Genomic DNA, 15,345 nt, shown 5'->3' with positions numbered 1-15,345 from the left:
GCCTGTCAAACTCTGAGGGCGGCGATTTCGGCCCCGACCCGATTCCTCTCCTTCCGTAGAACAACCGAATGAGGCCCGCCCCCGGGCCTCGCAAACCCTCCCAGGAACTGCGGAATGCCGTTGGACCCCTACGCCTCCTGCCCGTGCGGCAGCGGCAAGAAGTTCAAGTGGTGCTGCGTCGCGTACTTCGCGCAGGTCGAGAAGGCGTTCGAGCAGGAGCGCCTCGGCCAGCACGACGCCGCCCTCACGACCATCAAAGCCCTCACCACCGGTCACGCCGACCAGCCCGCGGTGTGGGGGTACTACGCCCAGTTCCTGTACAACGCCGCCGGGAACGCCCCCACGCCCGCCGAATCCGAGAAGCTCGTCGAGCAGGCCGAGGAGGCGCTGTCGGAGGCGCTGAAGCGGAACCCGAACTTCGGGATGGCCCACTTCCTCCGCGGCATGTTCCGGCAGAACGAGGGCGAGCTCATCGGGGCGCTGCTCCTGTTCCGGAAGGCCGCGGAGACCTACGACCCCGAGGCGACGGACCAACTGGCCCACGTCTACGAACTGATCTTCCGCAACGAGCTCCTGCTGAACCGGCCGGTGGCCGCGCGGGCGGCGCTGGAGCGGTCGGTGCGGTACCAGCCGGACGACCCCGAGGCGAAGCAGCACTTCGAGGCGCTGTTCGGGGCCGAGTCGCGGCTGCCGGAGTGTGCCCGCAAGGCGTACACCCTGCGGCCGACGGCGAAGAAGGTGCCCGACTCGGCGGCGACCGGCCGGTTCTCCGACGCCCGCGCCGCGTTCGAGGAACTGACCCGCGTCACGGCCGGCGACCCCGCGGCGTGGTTCAACCTCGGACTGGTCTACGCCTGGACCGGCGAGCAGCCGAAGGCCGCCGAGGCGCTCGGCAAGTCGATCGAGCTCGAGACCGACGACCACCGGGCGGAGGAGGCCGCGGCCCTGCTCGAAGTCCTCCGCTGCGGGCAGGGGATGGAGAACGACGCCGACTACCTCGAACACGGCTTCTTCCTGCAGATTCGCGACCCGCAGCCGGTCATGCAGTGGCTGCAAGGCATGGAACAGGCCCGCCGGCTGCTCGGCGTCCAGGTCGATCAGGAGCAGGGCGTCGTCAGCGCGATGGTGGTCGAGGAGCTGCCGAGCCTGCTGGCGGTGGGGAGCACCACGCTCGCGAAGGTGGTGGCGAAGCTGACCATCGGGCAGGGCGTGATCCGCGTGTGGCACCCGAACCGCGACAACTCGGCCCGCGTGGTCGAGGAACTGCGGACCCGCGTCAACCTCGCGGTGCAGGAGCCGGCGGCGACCACGACGCCGATCAACTTCGGCGACGTCGTCATCGACGCGCTGGTGTACCCGACGCAGACGCAGGACGTGCAGCAGGCCGAGGAGAAGCTCCGCGGCCACGCTAAACACTACTTCGAGGAGGAGTGGCTGCACCGCCCGCTGAAGTCGCTCGCCGGCAACACCCCGCTGGACGCCGTCGGCAGCTCGCTGCTGCGGAAGCGGGTGTTCGGCGTGGTCAAGTTCGTGGCCGACTGCTTCGCCGGCGTCGTGCCGCAGAAGCGCGTCGGCAACCAGACCGTGCCGATCGACGTGTACGACTTCGCCGAGCTGCGGCACAAGCTGGGGCTTGAGTACGTCAGCGCCGCGCCGCCACACGTCGACGTGCCGGTCGAAGCGCCGAAGCCCGTCGCCCCGGTGGTCCCGGCGGCCCCGGCCAAGCGCTCGATCACCGACATGAATGCCGGCGAACTCGCGGCCATCGACGTGGCGGCGCTGAGCGTCGGGGAGTTGGACCAGGCGATGCGGGCGGCGCTCAAGCTGGACGCGCGGGACCTGGCGGTGGCGTTCGCGCAGGCGGGCGTGACCAAGCCGCACGACCCGGCCCACGCCGACCGCTACCCGCTGTACGCCGCCGCCGTCACCGGCGCGACCGCGGCCGGGGAGTTCGACAAGGCCCAGGAACTGCTGTCGCAGGGCGAGCGGTTCGACGCCGAGCACAACGGCGGCTCGCGGGCCGTCGAGTTCGGGCTGAAGAAGGCCCAGCTGTACGTGAAGGCGAAGGACGCCGACAAGGCCGCGGCCGCGTTCGAGGCGCTGATCGCGGGGCACCCGGCGGAAGGGAAGTTCTACACGACCGCCGCCGAGGAGATGCTGCGGCTCAAGGCCGGGGCGAAGGCGCTGGGCTTCGCCGAGCGCGGGCTCGCGGCGGCTCGCACGAGCGGCAACCGCGACCTGGAAGGGCACTGCCAGGAGTTGGTGGCCGCGGCGAAGAAGGTGGGGTGAGTTCCGTTGCCGCTTGCGGCCTGGCGGCCGCTACGCCGCAAGCGGCAACTCAAGTTTGCGGTGCCGACCAGTAGCTGTAGTAGGCCCGCTTCTTCAGCCGGTCGTACACCACGAGCACGGTGTCCGGCGCGGCCGGGTCGCGGTGGTTGCGGAAGCCGTACCCGTCGGTCACGACGACCCTCGACTGGCTGTCGCCGAAGCCGAGCCGCGGCGTGAGCGTGACGCCGGACCGCAGCGGCTCCGGCGCCCAGCCGTGCATTGACGCCCAGATCAGGAAGTTGAACTCCTCGACGGCGAAGTCCAGCACCAGCACCTTGTCCGGCTGCGTGTGCAGGTAGTAGCGCACGTCGCTCGCCCCGGTCGGAAGCGCCAGGGGGAAGTGCTTACGGGCTTCTTCGGCGGTGAGGTGTTCGCCGCGGTCGCGGGTCCACCAGCGGGCGGCGGGGCGATAAGCGGCGGCCGCAACCAGCCCGCACGCGGCGAGACCGACCAGGACCGCGATCTTGCCGCGGCGCGACAACCGCGGCTTCGGCAACTTCATAACCGCTACCCTTTCGGTCACGGCTGCGGCGGCGCCGGCGGGGGCGTCACCGGCCGCGCGGGACGACCCGGTATCGGGACCGGTGCGTCTTCGACGACCGGCGCCGGCCGGATGCGGACCGTCGAGGGCACCCCACCACCCGCAGGGGCGAAGTCCGTCGTGAACACCGGCGCCGCGAACTGACCCGCGCCAGCGGTCGTTTCCACGAACACCGCGTCGTCCTTGAACATCGCCCGGATGGCGTCCGGCAGCGGGCCGGTGTGCAGCACCACGCCCTTGCCGTCGCCGAGGCGCAGCTCCAGGTTCAGCGGCTGAATCTTCTTCCCGGCCGCGTCCTTCACCTTGAGCCCGTCCAGCGGCAGCGTCACGTCCTTTGTGGTCTGCTGCATCATCGTCACGGTCTGCTTCCGGGTCACCGGCTGCCCGTTCTCCAGCACCGTCACGTCGAGCTGGCGCTGGACCGGACCCATGGTGTTGGACTTGTACACCAGCGCCCCGTCCACCACCTTGGCGACCACGACCCGCGGCTCGCCACCACCGCCGCCGTTCGGCATCCAGGGCGCCGGCTGGGCGGGGAACGTGAACGCCTGCGGCGGCAGCGGCTGAGCCGGTACTGCCTGCGGCGGGAGCGCCTGACCGGGTAGCGTCTGCGGTGGCAATCGCTGGACGGGGATCGGTCGCGCCGGGGGCGCGGGCTGTGGGGCCGGCGGCTGGGCCGCGGCCGGGGCGGCGAGCAGGCACAGGAGCCCGGGTACGACGGCACGGATCATCGTCAGCCTCCGGTGGGGTGGGTACAGGTTATTGCCGCGGCGGGGCGGCAGGACCGGGTAATTCGATGAGAATCGTCTCGTCGCGGAACGCCCGGCGGAAGGCGTCTGGCAGACGGCCGACGTGAAGGACGACCGTCGCCTCCTCGCGCAACCGCTCCGCCAGCCGCTCGGCGTTGATCGCCCGGCCGGCGCCGTCGGCGGCCTTCAGGTTTTTCACCGCCTCGGACCGCTCCGACGTGACGCGGGTGAGTTCCGTCACCGTCCGCGTCTCGGCCGTCGGCCGGCCGTTCACCACGACGGTAACGACCACCGGCTTCTGCACCGGCAGCAGTTGCGTCGTCGCCCACACGAGCGAGCCGTTCTCGATCCGCGCCGTCACGACCTGTGGGTTGATGGCTCCGACCGGCTGCGCGGCGGCGGAGCCGGCGACGGCGAGGAGTGCGACGACGGAGACGACGCGTGTCATGGTGCGGCCTCGGGCCGGTCGGGGTGACAGCGCTGAGGCTAACCGATCCGCGCGGGTGGGGCAACCCATCGGGCCGCGGCGGCCGGGGCCAGGGTGAGGTTGACACGCTGGGGGATGTGGGCAGAATGCCCCGAACGCCCGGCCGCCGGCCGGCCCCGGAGACGCCCATGAACGTGCCCCTGCCGAAGTACGCCGAGCGCGGCCCGATCCACGACGTGGTGTGGGTGCCGCTCAAATTCTACCACGACCAGCGCGGCTGGCTCGTCGAGCTGTTCCGCAACGACCTCATCGACCCCAAGTACCACCCGGTCATGGCCTACGTGTCGCAGACGAAGCCGGGCGTGGCCCGTGGCCCGCACGAGCACGTCGACCAGTCCGACTACTTCTGCTTCACCGGCCCCTCGACGTTCCGCGTGTACCTGTGGGACGCCCGCAAGGACTCGCCGACCTACGGCAAGAAGGAGGTCCGCGACGTGGGCGAGGACGCGGCCTACGCGCTGATCGTGCCGCCGGGGGTGGTCCACGCCTACAAGAACGTCGGCGGGAAGGACGGGCTCGTCTTCAACGGGGCGAACCGGCTGTACGCCGGGTGGCTAAAGCAGGAGCCCGTGGACGAGATCCGCCACGAGCACGACGCGAACTCGCCGTACCAGCTGGACTGAGGCCGGGTTCAGCCCGCGGGGTCGGGCTTCTTCGACTTCGACTTCCGCGGCTTCACCGGCGTCGCGTCGGTGGACAACTTCGCCATCTCGCGGAGCTTCTTCCGCGCCCGCGACAGCACGGCCCCGATCGTGTTGACCGGCACGTCGGTGTCCGTGCTGATCTCCTCGTAGGTGCGGCCCTCCAGGTAGTAGAGCCGCACGATCTCGCGCTCGCGGCCCTTCAGCCGCCGCAGCAGCGCGTCCACCTCCTCGAGCCGCTCGACCCCCTTTGCCGCGGCGGGGGCGTCGTCGGCCTCCGGCTCCGGCAGCCGCGACTCGCCGCGGTTGATGGCGCTGAGCACCTGTTGCCGGCGGGCCAGTTCCTTCACGCAGATGCGGCGGGCGATCACCGTCAGGTAGGTCGCCAGGCTCGACTCGCCGCGGAACTCGCGGAGGACGCGGAAGTCGTTGGCCACGAGCTTCAGCATCACCTCGGCGGCGATGTCCTCCAGGTCCTCGGGGCCGACGCGGGCGCTCCGAAGGTGGGCGGTGTACTGGATGGCGTGGTAGACGAGGCTGATGAACCGGTCGACGAAGTCGTTCCATGAGCCGGGTGCGTTCGCCAGGCACCGCTTGAGGAGGTCGCGGTCGACCGGGGTGAACGGGTTCTTCTGGCTGCTCACGGCCGGGACCCCGGGGGTGAAGGGGCGCACTCCGCGGAGTCCCTCCCGGTCGAGCGTACCCCGGCGGGGTCGGCCGCTCAAGCGCCGCGGCCGCGGCCCCCACCCGCCCCATCTTACCCGCGGCGGCAACACCGGCACAACCGGCCCTGTCAGTTGGGGTTTGCCGGTGGATCAGAGCCGGTGCGCGTTAGGCCGGGGCGCGAGCCCCGTCGGGCTCCTGATCCCCGACGGGGCTCGCGCCCCGGCCTAACGGCTCTCCCGATGCCCGTGGGCGCACCCCGTCAGTTCACCACGTTCCGCAGCGGCTCGCCGAGTAGCGCCCGGCGGCACGCCTGGGCGCCCTTCACGCGCATGTCGAGCAACCCCTCCTCGGAGTAGAACGCCGAGTGCGGGTTGACGATGACGCGGTCGTGGCACGGGTCGGCGGGGTCGCGCCACGCAGCCAGCAGCGGGTGGTCGTCCGGCGGCGGTTCGAACGGCAGCACGTCGATCGCCGCCCCGGCCAGCTTCCCGCTGCGGACGGCGGCGGGGATCGCGGCCGCGTCGACGGTCGCGCCGCGGGCGGTGTTCACGAGGTACGAGCCGTCCGGCATCAGGCTGAGGGCGCGGGCGTCGACGATGTTCTTGGTGTCGGGCGTGAGCGGGCAGTGGACGCTGAGGACGAAGCTCTGCCGCAGCAGGTCGTCGAGCTTCTCCACGCGGCGGACGCCGATCGCCTTGTCGTACCCGTCCGGCTTCAGCGGGTCGTAGAAGGCCACGTCCATGCCGAGCGCCTTGGCCCGCAGCGCCGCGGCGGCGCCGATGCGCCCGAGGCCGATGACGCCGAACACGCGGCCGCGCAGCCGCCGCAGCGGTGCGACCGGCGTGTACATCCACGTTCCGACCTTGCGCTGGAGGCGGTTGTTCAGGAAGTTGATGCCGCGCGTCATCGCCAGCATCAGGCCGATGGCCGAGTCGGCGACCTCCTCGGTGCCGTAGTCGGGGACGTTGCCGACGGGGATGCCGCGCTCCCGGGCGTACCGGTGGTCCACGTTGTCGAAGCCGACGCCGCAGCGGACGATGAGCTTGCAGTTCGTCAGCCGGCCGATCGTGGTGCGGGTCAGTTCGAGGTTGTGGTAGATCATCACCGCGTCGGCGGCGTCGATCTTCCCGGCCAGGTCGGCCTCGGTGTAGGCGTCGTAGGCGGTGATGTCGGCGATGTCGCCGAGGACGTCGCGCTCGGTGGACAGGTCGTCGTTGATGAAGTCGGTGACGGCGACGCGGAAGCGGGGCATGGGTCGTCCGGGGAGGGTGTGGGGTCGTGCCGGCGTTGTACCGCCTCGGGGCCGGAAATCCACTACGATAGCCGGATGCTGACCCGCCGCTCCCGCGCCCGCGAAGTCGCCCTTCAACTCCTGTTCCTGAAGGACCAGAACCCCGCGGGGATGCCGCGCAAGGCGGTCGAGCGCTTCGCCCACGACCGGCTCGCCAACGAGGAGCGGCTGAAGGGGAGCGCCGAACTCACCAAATTCGCGCTGGCCCTGTACGACGGCGTGCTCGGCAATCAGCCCGCGATCGACCCCGTCATTTCGTCCGTGGCCGAGAACTGGCGGCTGTCGCGGATGAGCCCGGTTGACCGGAACGTGCTGCGGCTGGCGAGCTACGAGCTGCTGCACGACCCGGCCCGGCAGCCGGTCAACATCGTGCTCGACGAGGCGATCGAGCTGTCGCGGCGGTTCGGGACGAAGGAGTCGCCGGGGTTCGTCAACGGCGTCCTCGACCGCATCGCCAAGAAGCGGCCGGCGGCGTCGTGAGGCGGTCCCCGTTCACGGCCCTGTGCTCGCAACTCCACCGGCTCGCCAGCCCGCCGCGGGCCGACCTCCACGTCCACACCATCGCCAGTGACGGCGAGTACACGCCCTCCCAGGTCGCCGCGCTGGCGCGCGAGGCCGGGCTGAGCGCGGTCGCCGTCACGGACCACGACACGCTCGCGGGAGTGGCGGAGGCGTGCGACGCCGCGAGCAGCGTGCGGGGGAAGCCGCTCGAAGTCGTGCCTGGCGTCGAGATCAGCACCGACCTCGACGGCCGCGAGCTGCACCTGCTCGGCTACTTCGTCCGGCCCGACCACGCGGAACTGGCCGACGCCCTGCGCCGCGTCTGCGAGCGGCGGCGCGAGCGATTCTTCGACTTCGTGGCGAGACTGGCCGCGAACGGAACCGTGATTCCGCCCGACCGCGCCGAATTGATTGCGGCGCGCGCGGCGAGCCTGGGGCGGCGGCACGTCGCGGCGCTGCTCGTCGCCTGCGGCTTCAGCGGCAACGTGAACGGGGCGTTCTACCGCTACGTGCACCCGCTCCGCGCCGCGGTCGTGCCCAAGATCACGCTCCCCATCGAAGACGCGATCCGCCTCATTCGCGCGGCCGGCGGCGCGTCGAGTTTGGCGCACCCGCCGGACCTGTCGGATGAGCAGTTCGCCCGGCTCCGGGCCGCGGGGCTCGACGGCATCGAGTCCGAGTACCCCTTCGGCCGCTCGTCGCCGGGCGGGCGGCTGCGCTCCGTCGCGGCGAAGCTCGGCTTCGTCCGCACCGGCGGCAGCGACTGCCACGGCCCGAACCCCGCCCACCGCCGCGTCGGCAGCACGGCCGTTCCGCTGGACCACCTGGACGAGTTGCGCCGGCGGTGCGGCGCCACCCCCGCCCCTGCGTGAAGCCGTTCCGGTTGTGCCCGCCCCGCCGGTCGGCGCTGTTGCGCGCGATCCCGTCTCCGCAACCCCTCGCGCTTCCGACCGCTTCCCCTGGCACGGCGGCGATTCGGGGCAATGATGGTGGGCCTGGATCAGGGACGGGGCCAGGGCAAGGCCACGGGTCCGGGCGCACTCGCAAGGATGAGCCCCGATGAGACGGACCCTCGCGGCCGCGGCCCTCGCCGCCCCGCTGTTGTGCCTTTCGGCCGGTGTCGCCGGCGCCCACAACGGCCCCAACACCTTCGGCCTGAAGTGTGGCGGCTGGGCGCTCCACATGTTCCCGTACAAGCACCAGCACGGCCCGCTGTTCAACTACGGCCCGTACTCGGGGTACTACCCGTTCGAGCCGTACGGCCCGTGGGACGCGTACCTCCGCTACCAGGGCGGGTACGGCGGCGGCGGCGGCGGGAACACCTACGGGTGGATCCACGGCTGGCAGCCCGGGAGCCGCGTTCAGGGCCACGGCGTGGGCGGCCACGCCTGGGGCAACGGCGGGTGTAGCACCTGCGGCGGCGGGCACCAGCTGTTCCACCGCCACGGCTCGCACGGGTGCAACTCGTGCGGGGCGGCGGCGGCGGCGGTCGTCACCAGCGGCCCGGCCGAAGCCCGGTACACCGGGTTCGGACACGCCGGGGCGTCGGCAGCGTACTACGCCGAGACGCCCAGCCTGATCGTGCCGGTCGGCGGCACCACCGCCCCCTGATTCGCTTCGGAACTTCGCTCGGTGCGCTCACGGAGGTGCGCCGAGTCCCACGGAGGAGGACGACCGAGATGCTGAACCTGCGCAAGAGTGTGATCGCGGCCGCGGCCGCGCTGGCGGCCCTGCCCGCGTCGGCGATGGCCGACGGGCGGATCCACGGCAGCCCGTTCATGAGCCAGCCGCACACGCCGCGGCTGGGGCCGTACCTGTTCGCCAACCACCACAACCGCCAGCTGCCGGCCTTCCAGGCGGCCCCGTGGTACCTGTACTGGCCCTACGACGGCCACTTCCAAACGCCGGCCCCCGTCCACGCCCCGTTCTACGGGCCGCCGGCCGGCGGGAACTTCCCGGTGAACCCGTACTTCCCCGGCCCGGCCGGTTACTACGGCCCGATGCCCGGCGGCCCGGCTCCGGTGATGGCCCCGGCTCCCGCCATCCACCCGAACATCGTGCCGCCGAGCACCGGGGCGGTGCCCACGGCGCCGATCTCGATCCCGACGCCGGTCGCCCCGTAACGCAGCCCCTACACTTCGCACGCGACGCCCGGGGGAGCACCCCCCGGGCGTTTTCCGTTCGCGTCACCCGTTCCCAGCGCTGTCCGAACCGGCTAACATGGGTGCCACGGTCGGGCGCGGTGCCGGCCGATTTCATTCCCCCGATTGCGGGCGAGGTTCTTCCCATGTCAACCACGCGACGCGGCGAGCTGGTGCCGGTCGGCGGCGGCGACGCCATCCCCCTCATCGCCGACGTGATGACGCTCGGCCGCCGCGAGTCGTGCGACATCTGCCTGAAGTTCCAGAACGTGTCGAGCGTTCACGCCGAGCTGGCGTTCAAGAGCGGCGTGTGGTTCCTCCGCGACATGGGGAGCACCAACGGCGTGAAGGTGAACGGCGAGCGGACCCAGCGGCGGCCGCTGCGCCCCGGCGACGAGATCGGCATCGCCGGCCACAACTACGTCATCCACTACGAGTTCGCCGAGGGGACCGCGATCGACGACGTGTTCGCCGAGGAGGAGAACGTGTTCGGCCAGTCGCTGCTGGAGAAGGCGGGGCTGGCGAAGCCGAAGAAGCCCGGCGACCGCGGCTGATTCTGCCGCCGCGCCGCACACCGGGTCGCGGCAACATGTCACGCCGTTAGTGGAACATCAGCTCGGGCGTCCGCGAGCAGGACCGGCTGGCGGACGCCGACACTTCCAAACCGCCCCCGATCCTCGGATTCCTGCTCGACACCGGCCCGCGTCAGGTGTAGGGTTCAAGTGCATGTTTCGGGGCTGCGGGCCCCTCTCCGACCAGTCCGGGGTCCGACCCGCGGCCCGCCCCCACACCGGGGGCACGGCGGCGCACGCCGCCCAAGGAGGCCCGGCTCATGAGTCGCGCGACCAAGCACGCCCGGCACGACGCGGAACGACGGCAGCACCGCAAGGAGGTACGCTCCAACGCCCTCGCCGCCGCCAAGCGGCCGAAGGAGCACGTGGCGCTCTGGTTCCTGGCCGTCGGCCTCGTCGCGATGCTGATCCTCGTCGTCGCGGCGTCGGCGATCCGCTGACGAGGTCACACCCCGAGCCGGCGTTCCATCCAGTTCGTGACGTCGCCCACCCACGGGTGGCCCGGCGGCTCGAACTCCAGGGTGTGGTGCGCCCCGGGGTAGTCGAGCAACTCGACCGGCCGCCCGAAGCGGCCGGCGTAGAGCCGCGTTTGCGCGTTGTCGATGATGCGGTCGTGCTCGCCGAGCACGAGCAGCGTCGGCACCGTCACGCGCTTCACGGCACGCCGCAGGTAGATGTCGAGGCCGAAGCTGGCGAACAGGAAGCGGGCCGTGGCCGCGCGGAGGCCGTGCGGCTCGCGGTCGAGGAACGCACGCCACTCGGCGTCGGCGGTGAACAGCTCCGGCTCGTTCAGCGGGATCGGGAAGAACTTCCCCGGCCGGAACACCCGCGCCAGCGCGATCCGGGCGCGAGTCGGCAGCGGCGGCGCCACCCTCGGCACGAGCCCCGGGCAGAGCAGCACCATCCCGTCGATCAGCCCCGGCCGGCGGTACGGCAGCGCGGCCGCGAGCTTGCCGCCCCACGAGATGCCGGCGAGCACGACCGGTAGCCACGCCTTCTCCGCTCGCAGGTGCTGCACGTACTCGGCCGCGTCGTCGATCAGTCGGCGAAAGGACGGGGCATCACTGCGACCCACGGTGTTGAGGCCCGCCCCGCGGCGGTCGAGGAAGTGAACGTCGAACCCGGCCGCGGCGAAGTCGGAACACGACCGCGTGTACCAGCCGCCGTGGCTGCGGATGCCGTGGACGAAGACGAGCCGCCCGCGCGGCTCGCCGGCTGCGGGGTAGAAGCGGGTGTAAAAGCAGTAGCCGTCGGAGGCGCGAAACTGCGAGAGCAGCGGGGCGGTCATGGGGTGAGAATATCGGAAGGCGAGCCGGGGGCGTCAGCCCCCGGATTCTCGCGGCGGGTGGAACGAGAATCCGGGGGCTGACGCCCCCCGGCTCGCCAGGCATTTTCGTCACCCGATCAGCGACACCCGCTTCACCGTCACCCAGTCCACCTTCGCGGGCTCGACGCTCACGCCCAGCCCGGCGCCGACGAGCATCGGCGCGGTGCCGTTGCGGGCGAACGTCAGGTCTTCGGCGGTCAGGTCTTCCCACACCAGGTGCCGGTCGTAGGAGCCTTCCAGGTAGCGGATGCCGCAGACGCTCGTGGCGAAGTGCCGCCCCGCGGCCGACAGGATGCCCGTCTCGCCGACCTGACAGCCGAGCTGATAGCCGAGGCCGGCCCGCTTCGCCATCTGCGCCAGCCGCAGGGTCGGGATGAACCCGCCGCACTTCGACAGCCGCAGGTTGAACAGGTCGCACCAGCCACCGGCGACCGCCCGCTCGCCGTCCACGGCTCCGCACAGCGACTCGTCGAGCATCAGCAGCGTGCTCACCGCCTTCCGCACCGCGGCCAGCCCGGCGACCTCCTCGTGCGGCACCGGCTGCTCGACGCTCGTGATGCCGAACGGCTCCAGCGCCCGAATCTTGTCCGCGGCCTCGGCGGCGCTCCATGCCTCGTTGGCGTCGATGCGCAGGTCCATCTTCGAGCCGAGCCAGCGGCGGGTGCGCCTGGTCCGCTTCACGTCGTCGGTGTCGGGGATGCCGACCTTCAACTTCACCTGCTCGAACCCGGCGAGGCGGTAGACGAGCGGGTAGGCGCGGCCCTTCCACCCCTTCGGGTTGCCGATGACGCCGCTGTAGCGGACGCGCTCGCGCGGCTCGTACAGGTCCGGGGCGACGGCCCGGGTGACGTTCATCAGCGGCTCGCCGAACGCCCGCCCATAGGCGTCGAGGACGGCGAGTTCGAGGGCGCAGCGGGCTGCGTTCCCCTGGATGAGCCGGTCGTCGCCGGGCTCGGGGGCGAGCTTCAACCGCTCGGCGAGGTGGACGGCCGCGACGAAGTCGTCGCAGGGGGTGAGTTGCGCGGGAAGGTCGCTCGCGGCGAGCCGGTCGAGGCAGGAGTCGATGGTCTCGCCGGTGACGTAGTCGCGCGGCACGCCCTCGCCGTGGCCGACGGTGCCGTCGGCGAGGACGCAGCGGACGACGACGTTGTCGGTGTCGGTGCGGGAGTGGCTGGCGTGGGTGACCTTCCGCCGCAGGGCGATCCGGACGTGCCGGGCTTCGAGTTCGACGACGCGCATCGTGTCCGGGGTGTGAGGAGCGTGTTTGGATGGCGGGTGCTGGTGACTGTAACCGGGTTGTTTCCGCGACAACTCGCCGTTAATTGCTGTCGCCTTCACGTCCATTGGCAAACCGTGCTACCAGCCCCGCGCCAGCCGATTCCGGATGCCGGGCAGCCAGGAAGCCTGGTACTTGGCCCCACTTGGTCGGTAGTGGTCCATTTCCGCCACAACCGCAGTCCATGTGCCCATACCCCAGCCGACGGACGTGCTCGATGACGGCCCACTGTTCGGTGTCGTCGTGGGGAGGAGTTTTGAAGTCCAGTCCCATCTCGGTCATCCAGTCCCCGCATGCCGGGCACGGTGCGGGGTCGGCCTCAGAGGCTGCCCGATCCGCAACCGGAGGTCGTTTGAATCCCTTTCGGCACTTGAAGCAGGCGAAGTGTCGTTTGTACGGCCCCACAAACGCGTACCGGCACACGGCGACCTCCCCCAGTGTTGGCCTTCGTCACCGAGCTACGATCGTCTTAGCTGGGCTCTTCCAAAAGTACGGCCCGGAACCCGGCTTGGCGGAAGTGGTCGTCGGCCGTCAACGCGTCGGTCAGCCCGATGTCGGCCATGACGACGAACGACAGGCAGTCAGTTAGCCCCCACCCTTTGTCCGGTCGCCGCCGATACAAGTCCCATGCCCGGCCCCACAGGTCCGCACCGGCCCGCACGACCTCCACGTCGGCCCGCCCGAGTAAATGGTCGATCAGAGCCACCGCCTGACTCCGCCAGTCAGGTCGGGCCAGCGTGTTGGCAGTCTCCGTGAGTACTGCGTCGGTCGTGACGATCCGGCCCGTCACCCGCTGGGACCACACCTGCGCCCGGGCGTGGTACTGGTCGGCCCGAACGACCAGGGCGACCCAGAAGACGGTGTCGGCGAACACGTCGCCCAGGGGCGTTGTCACCGCTTGGGCGTCCCGGTCAGGTAGTGGTCGTGTTGGGCCGCAAGGTCGGGCGGTGCGTCCGGAAGGTCGGCTGCGAAGCCGAGTAGAGCGGCGAATCGCGGCTCGGGGTTGTCAGCCAACTCGACGCGGATGCGAAGCGGGAGGCCGGTCGGCAACTCGACCGGGCCGTCCGGGACGATCACACGCCCGTCGAAATGCGCCGCGATGGTCTGTGTCATGATCCCCCCGGAGTCAGTACTCGATCATGTATTTTAACGGTACCGACCCCGGCGCGCCTTGCTACTTCGCCTTCAGCCGGTCGATCAGGTAGTCGGCGCTGCTCTTGTACTTCGGGTGCGGCATCCCGGGGTGGACGAAGATGCCCTCCACGCCCTCGGCCTGGAGTTTCTCCATCAGGATCGCGCCGAGCAGCGGGGAGTGCGTCGGGTCGGGCTTCGACTCGCCTTTCACCGTCGCCGACGGCACGGTCACGTCCTTCCCGTCCTTGTCCTTCTGCTTCGTCATGCCGCTGTAAAAGAGGAACACCGGCGGATCGCCCTTCGACACATGCGCCATCGGCGAGTACGTGTTGATCTTCGGCAGCAACTCGTCCCGCTTCGCGTGGTACGTGTTGAACCCGGCGTCGCGCTTGCCGTCCGGGCCGACGATGGCGAAGGCGTGGCCGCCGTAGGTGTAGTTCGGCATCCACTCCCGCAGCACCTTCGGGTCGAGCGTCGTCTGCGCGCCGTCCACCGCGGCGCAGTAGAGGCGCGTGCTCTCGCGGGCCACGGGGTCCGAACTCTTCGGGTCGGCCATGTCGTCGTGGTACAGCAGGTACAGCGACGAGCACCCGCCGGCCGAGCCGCCGGTGGCGCCGATGCGCACCTTGTCGATGTTCCAATCCGTCGCCTTCGACCGCACGAACTGCAGCGCCCGCGCCGCGTCCTCCAGCGGCCACTTCACCGGCGGGTCGATCTTCTTCTCCGCGGCCTCGGGCACCATCCGGTAGTTGATGGCGACCAGCGAGATGCCGGCGTCGTTGTACCGCTTGGCAGCGCCGCGGTAGCCGTCCTTGCTGCCGTTCACCCAGCCGCCGCCGTGGATGGCGAACACGACCGGCGTCGGCGTCGCGCTGTTGGCCTTGTAGAAGTCGAGCACCTGGCGCTCGTGCGGGCCGTAGTGGACGTTCTCGGCCGTCGGTGCGGGGCCGCTGACCTTCGGGGCGTCCTTCTTGGTGGGCTGGGCGGCCTTGGTGGCCGGCGCGGCCTTCTTGGCGGGCGTGTCCTGGCGGGCGGTGGCGGTGAGAGCCACGCCGAGCGCCGTGGCGAGTGCGAGGAGGCGGAACATGGGGAGGGCTCCGGCGGGAAGGGGACAGGGAACAGGAGACAGGGGACAATCAGAGTTGTCGCGTTCGGTCTGCCTCCTGTCCACCGTCTCCTGGCCACCGGTTACACCGACACGCCCTTCTTCCCCATAATGCGGCGCCACGCCGACAGCTGGCCGAGGTGCGTCGCCTCGTGCGTCGTCAGCAGGTGCGCCACCAGATCACCGAGCGTTGGGAAGCGCGCTTTCAGGCTCGCCACGGGGTTCGGCTTCGCGGCGCGGGCGTCGTCGAGGGCCGCAACGGCCGCGGACAGGCCGGCGTGCGCCGCCTCGTAGGCGTTCAGGTACTCGGCCTTCGTGGGGTAGTTGCCGCGGTTCGGGTCGGGGACGGAGCCGGGCGAAAACATGGCGCCCCAACCCTCCGGGGCCACCGGCTTCTCGCCGAGCAGGTGGAGGCCGAAGTCGGCGGTGACGGTGAGGTGGCCGAGGATCCACGCCGGGTGGTTCATCCCCGGCACCGGCTCCTCGGCGAACTCCTCGTCCGGGATGTCGGCGGTCAGCTGCCGGGCGTAACCGTACTGGTCTGCGTAAAGCCGCCGCTCGCGGTCGAACATCGGGCGTCCTCGGC

19 protein-coding genes are annotated in these 15,345 nt (G+C 70.9%); 8 read left to right on the top strand and 11 right to left on the bottom strand.

Annotated elements, in window-relative coordinates:
• Nucleotides 1-114: 114 nt before the first annotated feature.
• The gene (locus ETAA1_RS17695; RefSeq protein ID WP_145240738.1) at nt 115-2,289 is read left to right on the top strand and encodes a tetratricopeptide repeat protein; all 2,175 of its coding nucleotides are present in this window, start codon (nt 115-117) and stop codon (nt 2,287-2,289) included.
• A 49-nt stretch (nt 2,290-2,338) separates the two neighbouring features.
• Here the strand turns inward: ETAA1_RS17695 and ETAA1_RS17690 are convergent, their stop codons facing one another.
• The 3 genes from ETAA1_RS17690 to ETAA1_RS17680 are packed head-to-tail and all read right to left on the bottom strand — an operon-like array spanning nt 2,339 to nt 4,066.
• The gene (locus tag ETAA1_RS17690) at nt 2,339-2,830 is read right to left on the bottom strand and encodes a hypothetical protein (RefSeq protein ID WP_145240736.1); all 492 of its coding nucleotides are present in this window, start codon (nt 2,828-2,830) and stop codon (nt 2,339-2,341) included.
• Nucleotides 2,831-2,847: 17 nt separating this feature from the next.
• Complete coding sequence (locus ETAA1_RS17685; protein WP_145240735.1) at nt 2,848-3,600, bottom strand: hypothetical protein; 753 nt, start codon at nt 3,598-3,600, stop codon at nt 2,848-2,850.
• Nucleotides 3,601-3,628: 28 nt separating this feature from the next.
• Nucleotides 3,629-4,066: a hypothetical protein gene (locus tag ETAA1_RS17680; RefSeq protein ID WP_145240733.1), complete on the bottom strand. Its 438-nt coding sequence runs from the start codon at nt 4,064-4,066 to the stop codon at nt 3,629-3,631.
• Between the two features lie 167 nt (nt 4,067-4,233).
• Between ETAA1_RS17680 and ETAA1_RS17675 the strand changes: the two genes are divergently transcribed.
• A complete protein-coding gene (locus ETAA1_RS17675; RefSeq protein WP_145240730.1) occupies nt 4,234-4,728 on the top strand; it encodes a dTDP-4-dehydrorhamnose 3,5-epimerase family protein in 495 nt (164 codons plus the stop codon).
• Nucleotides 4,729-4,736: 8 nt separating this feature from the next.
• Here ETAA1_RS17675 and ETAA1_RS17670 read toward each other — a convergent pair whose 3' ends face one another.
• Complete coding sequence (locus tag ETAA1_RS17670) at nt 4,737-5,390, bottom strand: RNA polymerase sigma factor (RefSeq protein WP_145240728.1); 654 nt, start codon at nt 5,388-5,390, stop codon at nt 4,737-4,739.
• A gap of 281 nt (nt 5,391-5,671) precedes the next feature.
• On the bottom strand, nt 5,672-6,664 hold the full coding sequence (locus ETAA1_RS17665) for a C-terminal binding protein (RefSeq protein ID WP_145240726.1): 993 nt from the start codon (nt 6,662-6,664) through the stop codon (nt 5,672-5,674).
• A gap of 75 nt (nt 6,665-6,739) precedes the next feature.
• Here ETAA1_RS17665 and nusB point away from each other — a divergent pair, with 75 nt between their 5' ends.
• The 6 genes from nusB to ETAA1_RS17635 all read left to right on the top strand — a co-directional run bounded on the left by nusB (nt 6,740) and on the right by ETAA1_RS17635 (nt 10,357).
• A complete protein-coding gene (gene nusB, locus ETAA1_RS17660; RefSeq protein WP_145240724.1) occupies nt 6,740-7,183 on the top strand; it encodes a transcription antitermination factor NusB in 444 nt (147 codons plus the stop codon).
• Nucleotides 7,180-8,076 carry a PHP domain-containing protein gene (locus tag ETAA1_RS17655; protein ID WP_145240722.1) on the top strand — a complete coding sequence of 299 codons (897 nt, stop codon included), beginning with the start codon at nt 7,180-7,182 and terminating at the stop codon, nt 8,074-8,076. Before nusB ends, ETAA1_RS17655 begins: the two co-directional genes overlap by 4 nt.
• 187 nt (nt 8,077-8,263) lie before the next feature.
• Nucleotides 8,264-8,815 carry a hypothetical protein gene (locus ETAA1_RS17650; protein ID WP_145240720.1) on the top strand — a complete coding sequence of 184 codons (552 nt, stop codon included), beginning with the start codon at nt 8,264-8,266 and terminating at the stop codon, nt 8,813-8,815.
• 68 nt (nt 8,816-8,883) lie between these two features.
• The gene (locus tag ETAA1_RS17645) at nt 8,884-9,327 is read left to right on the top strand and encodes a hypothetical protein (protein ID WP_145240718.1); all 444 of its coding nucleotides are present in this window, start codon (nt 8,884-8,886) and stop codon (nt 9,325-9,327) included.
• 164 nt (nt 9,328-9,491) lie between these two features.
• Nucleotides 9,492-9,899, top strand: coding sequence for an FHA domain-containing protein (locus ETAA1_RS17640; RefSeq protein WP_145240716.1), 408 nt, complete (start codon nt 9,492-9,494; stop codon nt 9,897-9,899).
• Between the two features lie 278 nt (nt 9,900-10,177).
• On the top strand, nt 10,178-10,357 hold the full coding sequence (locus tag ETAA1_RS17635) for a hypothetical protein (protein WP_145240714.1): 180 nt from the start codon (nt 10,178-10,180) through the stop codon (nt 10,355-10,357).
• A gap of 5 nt (nt 10,358-10,362) precedes the next feature.
• Here the strand turns inward: ETAA1_RS17635 and ETAA1_RS17630 are convergent, their stop codons facing one another.
• The 6 genes from ETAA1_RS17630 to ETAA1_RS17605 all read right to left on the bottom strand — a co-directional run bounded on the left by ETAA1_RS17630 (nt 10,363) and on the right by ETAA1_RS17605 (nt 15,331).
• Nucleotides 10,363-11,205 carry an alpha/beta fold hydrolase gene (locus tag ETAA1_RS17630; protein ID WP_145240712.1) on the bottom strand — a complete coding sequence of 281 codons (843 nt, stop codon included), beginning with the start codon at nt 11,203-11,205 and terminating at the stop codon, nt 10,363-10,365.
• A 108-nt stretch (nt 11,206-11,313) separates the two neighbouring features.
• A complete protein-coding gene (locus ETAA1_RS17625) occupies nt 11,314-12,483 on the bottom strand; it encodes a dipeptide epimerase (RefSeq protein WP_145240710.1) in 1,170 nt (389 codons plus the stop codon).
• A gap of 506 nt (nt 12,484-12,989) precedes the next feature.
• Entirely contained in the window at nt 12,990-13,415 is a 426-nt protein-coding gene (locus tag ETAA1_RS17620; RefSeq protein WP_202920192.1) for a type II toxin-antitoxin system VapC family toxin, read from the bottom strand.
• Nucleotides 13,412-13,633 (bottom strand): hypothetical protein, encoded by a 222-nt coding sequence (locus ETAA1_RS17615; protein WP_145240708.1) that lies wholly within the window; start codon nt 13,631-13,633, stop codon nt 13,412-13,414. Before ETAA1_RS17615 ends, ETAA1_RS17620 begins: the two co-directional genes overlap by 4 nt.
• Nucleotides 13,634-13,694: 61 nt before the next feature.
• On the bottom strand, nt 13,695-14,741 hold the full coding sequence (locus ETAA1_RS17610; protein ID WP_145240706.1) for an alpha/beta hydrolase: 1,047 nt from the start codon (nt 14,739-14,741) through the stop codon (nt 13,695-13,697).
• A 101-nt stretch (nt 14,742-14,842) separates the two neighbouring features.
• On the bottom strand, nt 14,843-15,331 hold the full coding sequence (locus ETAA1_RS17605; RefSeq protein ID WP_145240704.1) for a DinB family protein: 489 nt from the start codon (nt 15,329-15,331) through the stop codon (nt 14,843-14,845).
• Between the last annotated feature and the right edge of the window lie 14 nt (nt 15,332-15,345).

This window comes from Urbifossiella limnaea (assembly GCF_007747215.1).
Taxonomy (GTDB): Bacteria; Planctomycetota; Planctomycetia; order Gemmatales; family Gemmataceae; genus Urbifossiella; species Urbifossiella limnaea.
Note: the sequence above shows the minus strand (reverse complement) of the source record. Positions and strands in the feature narration are given on the sequence as shown.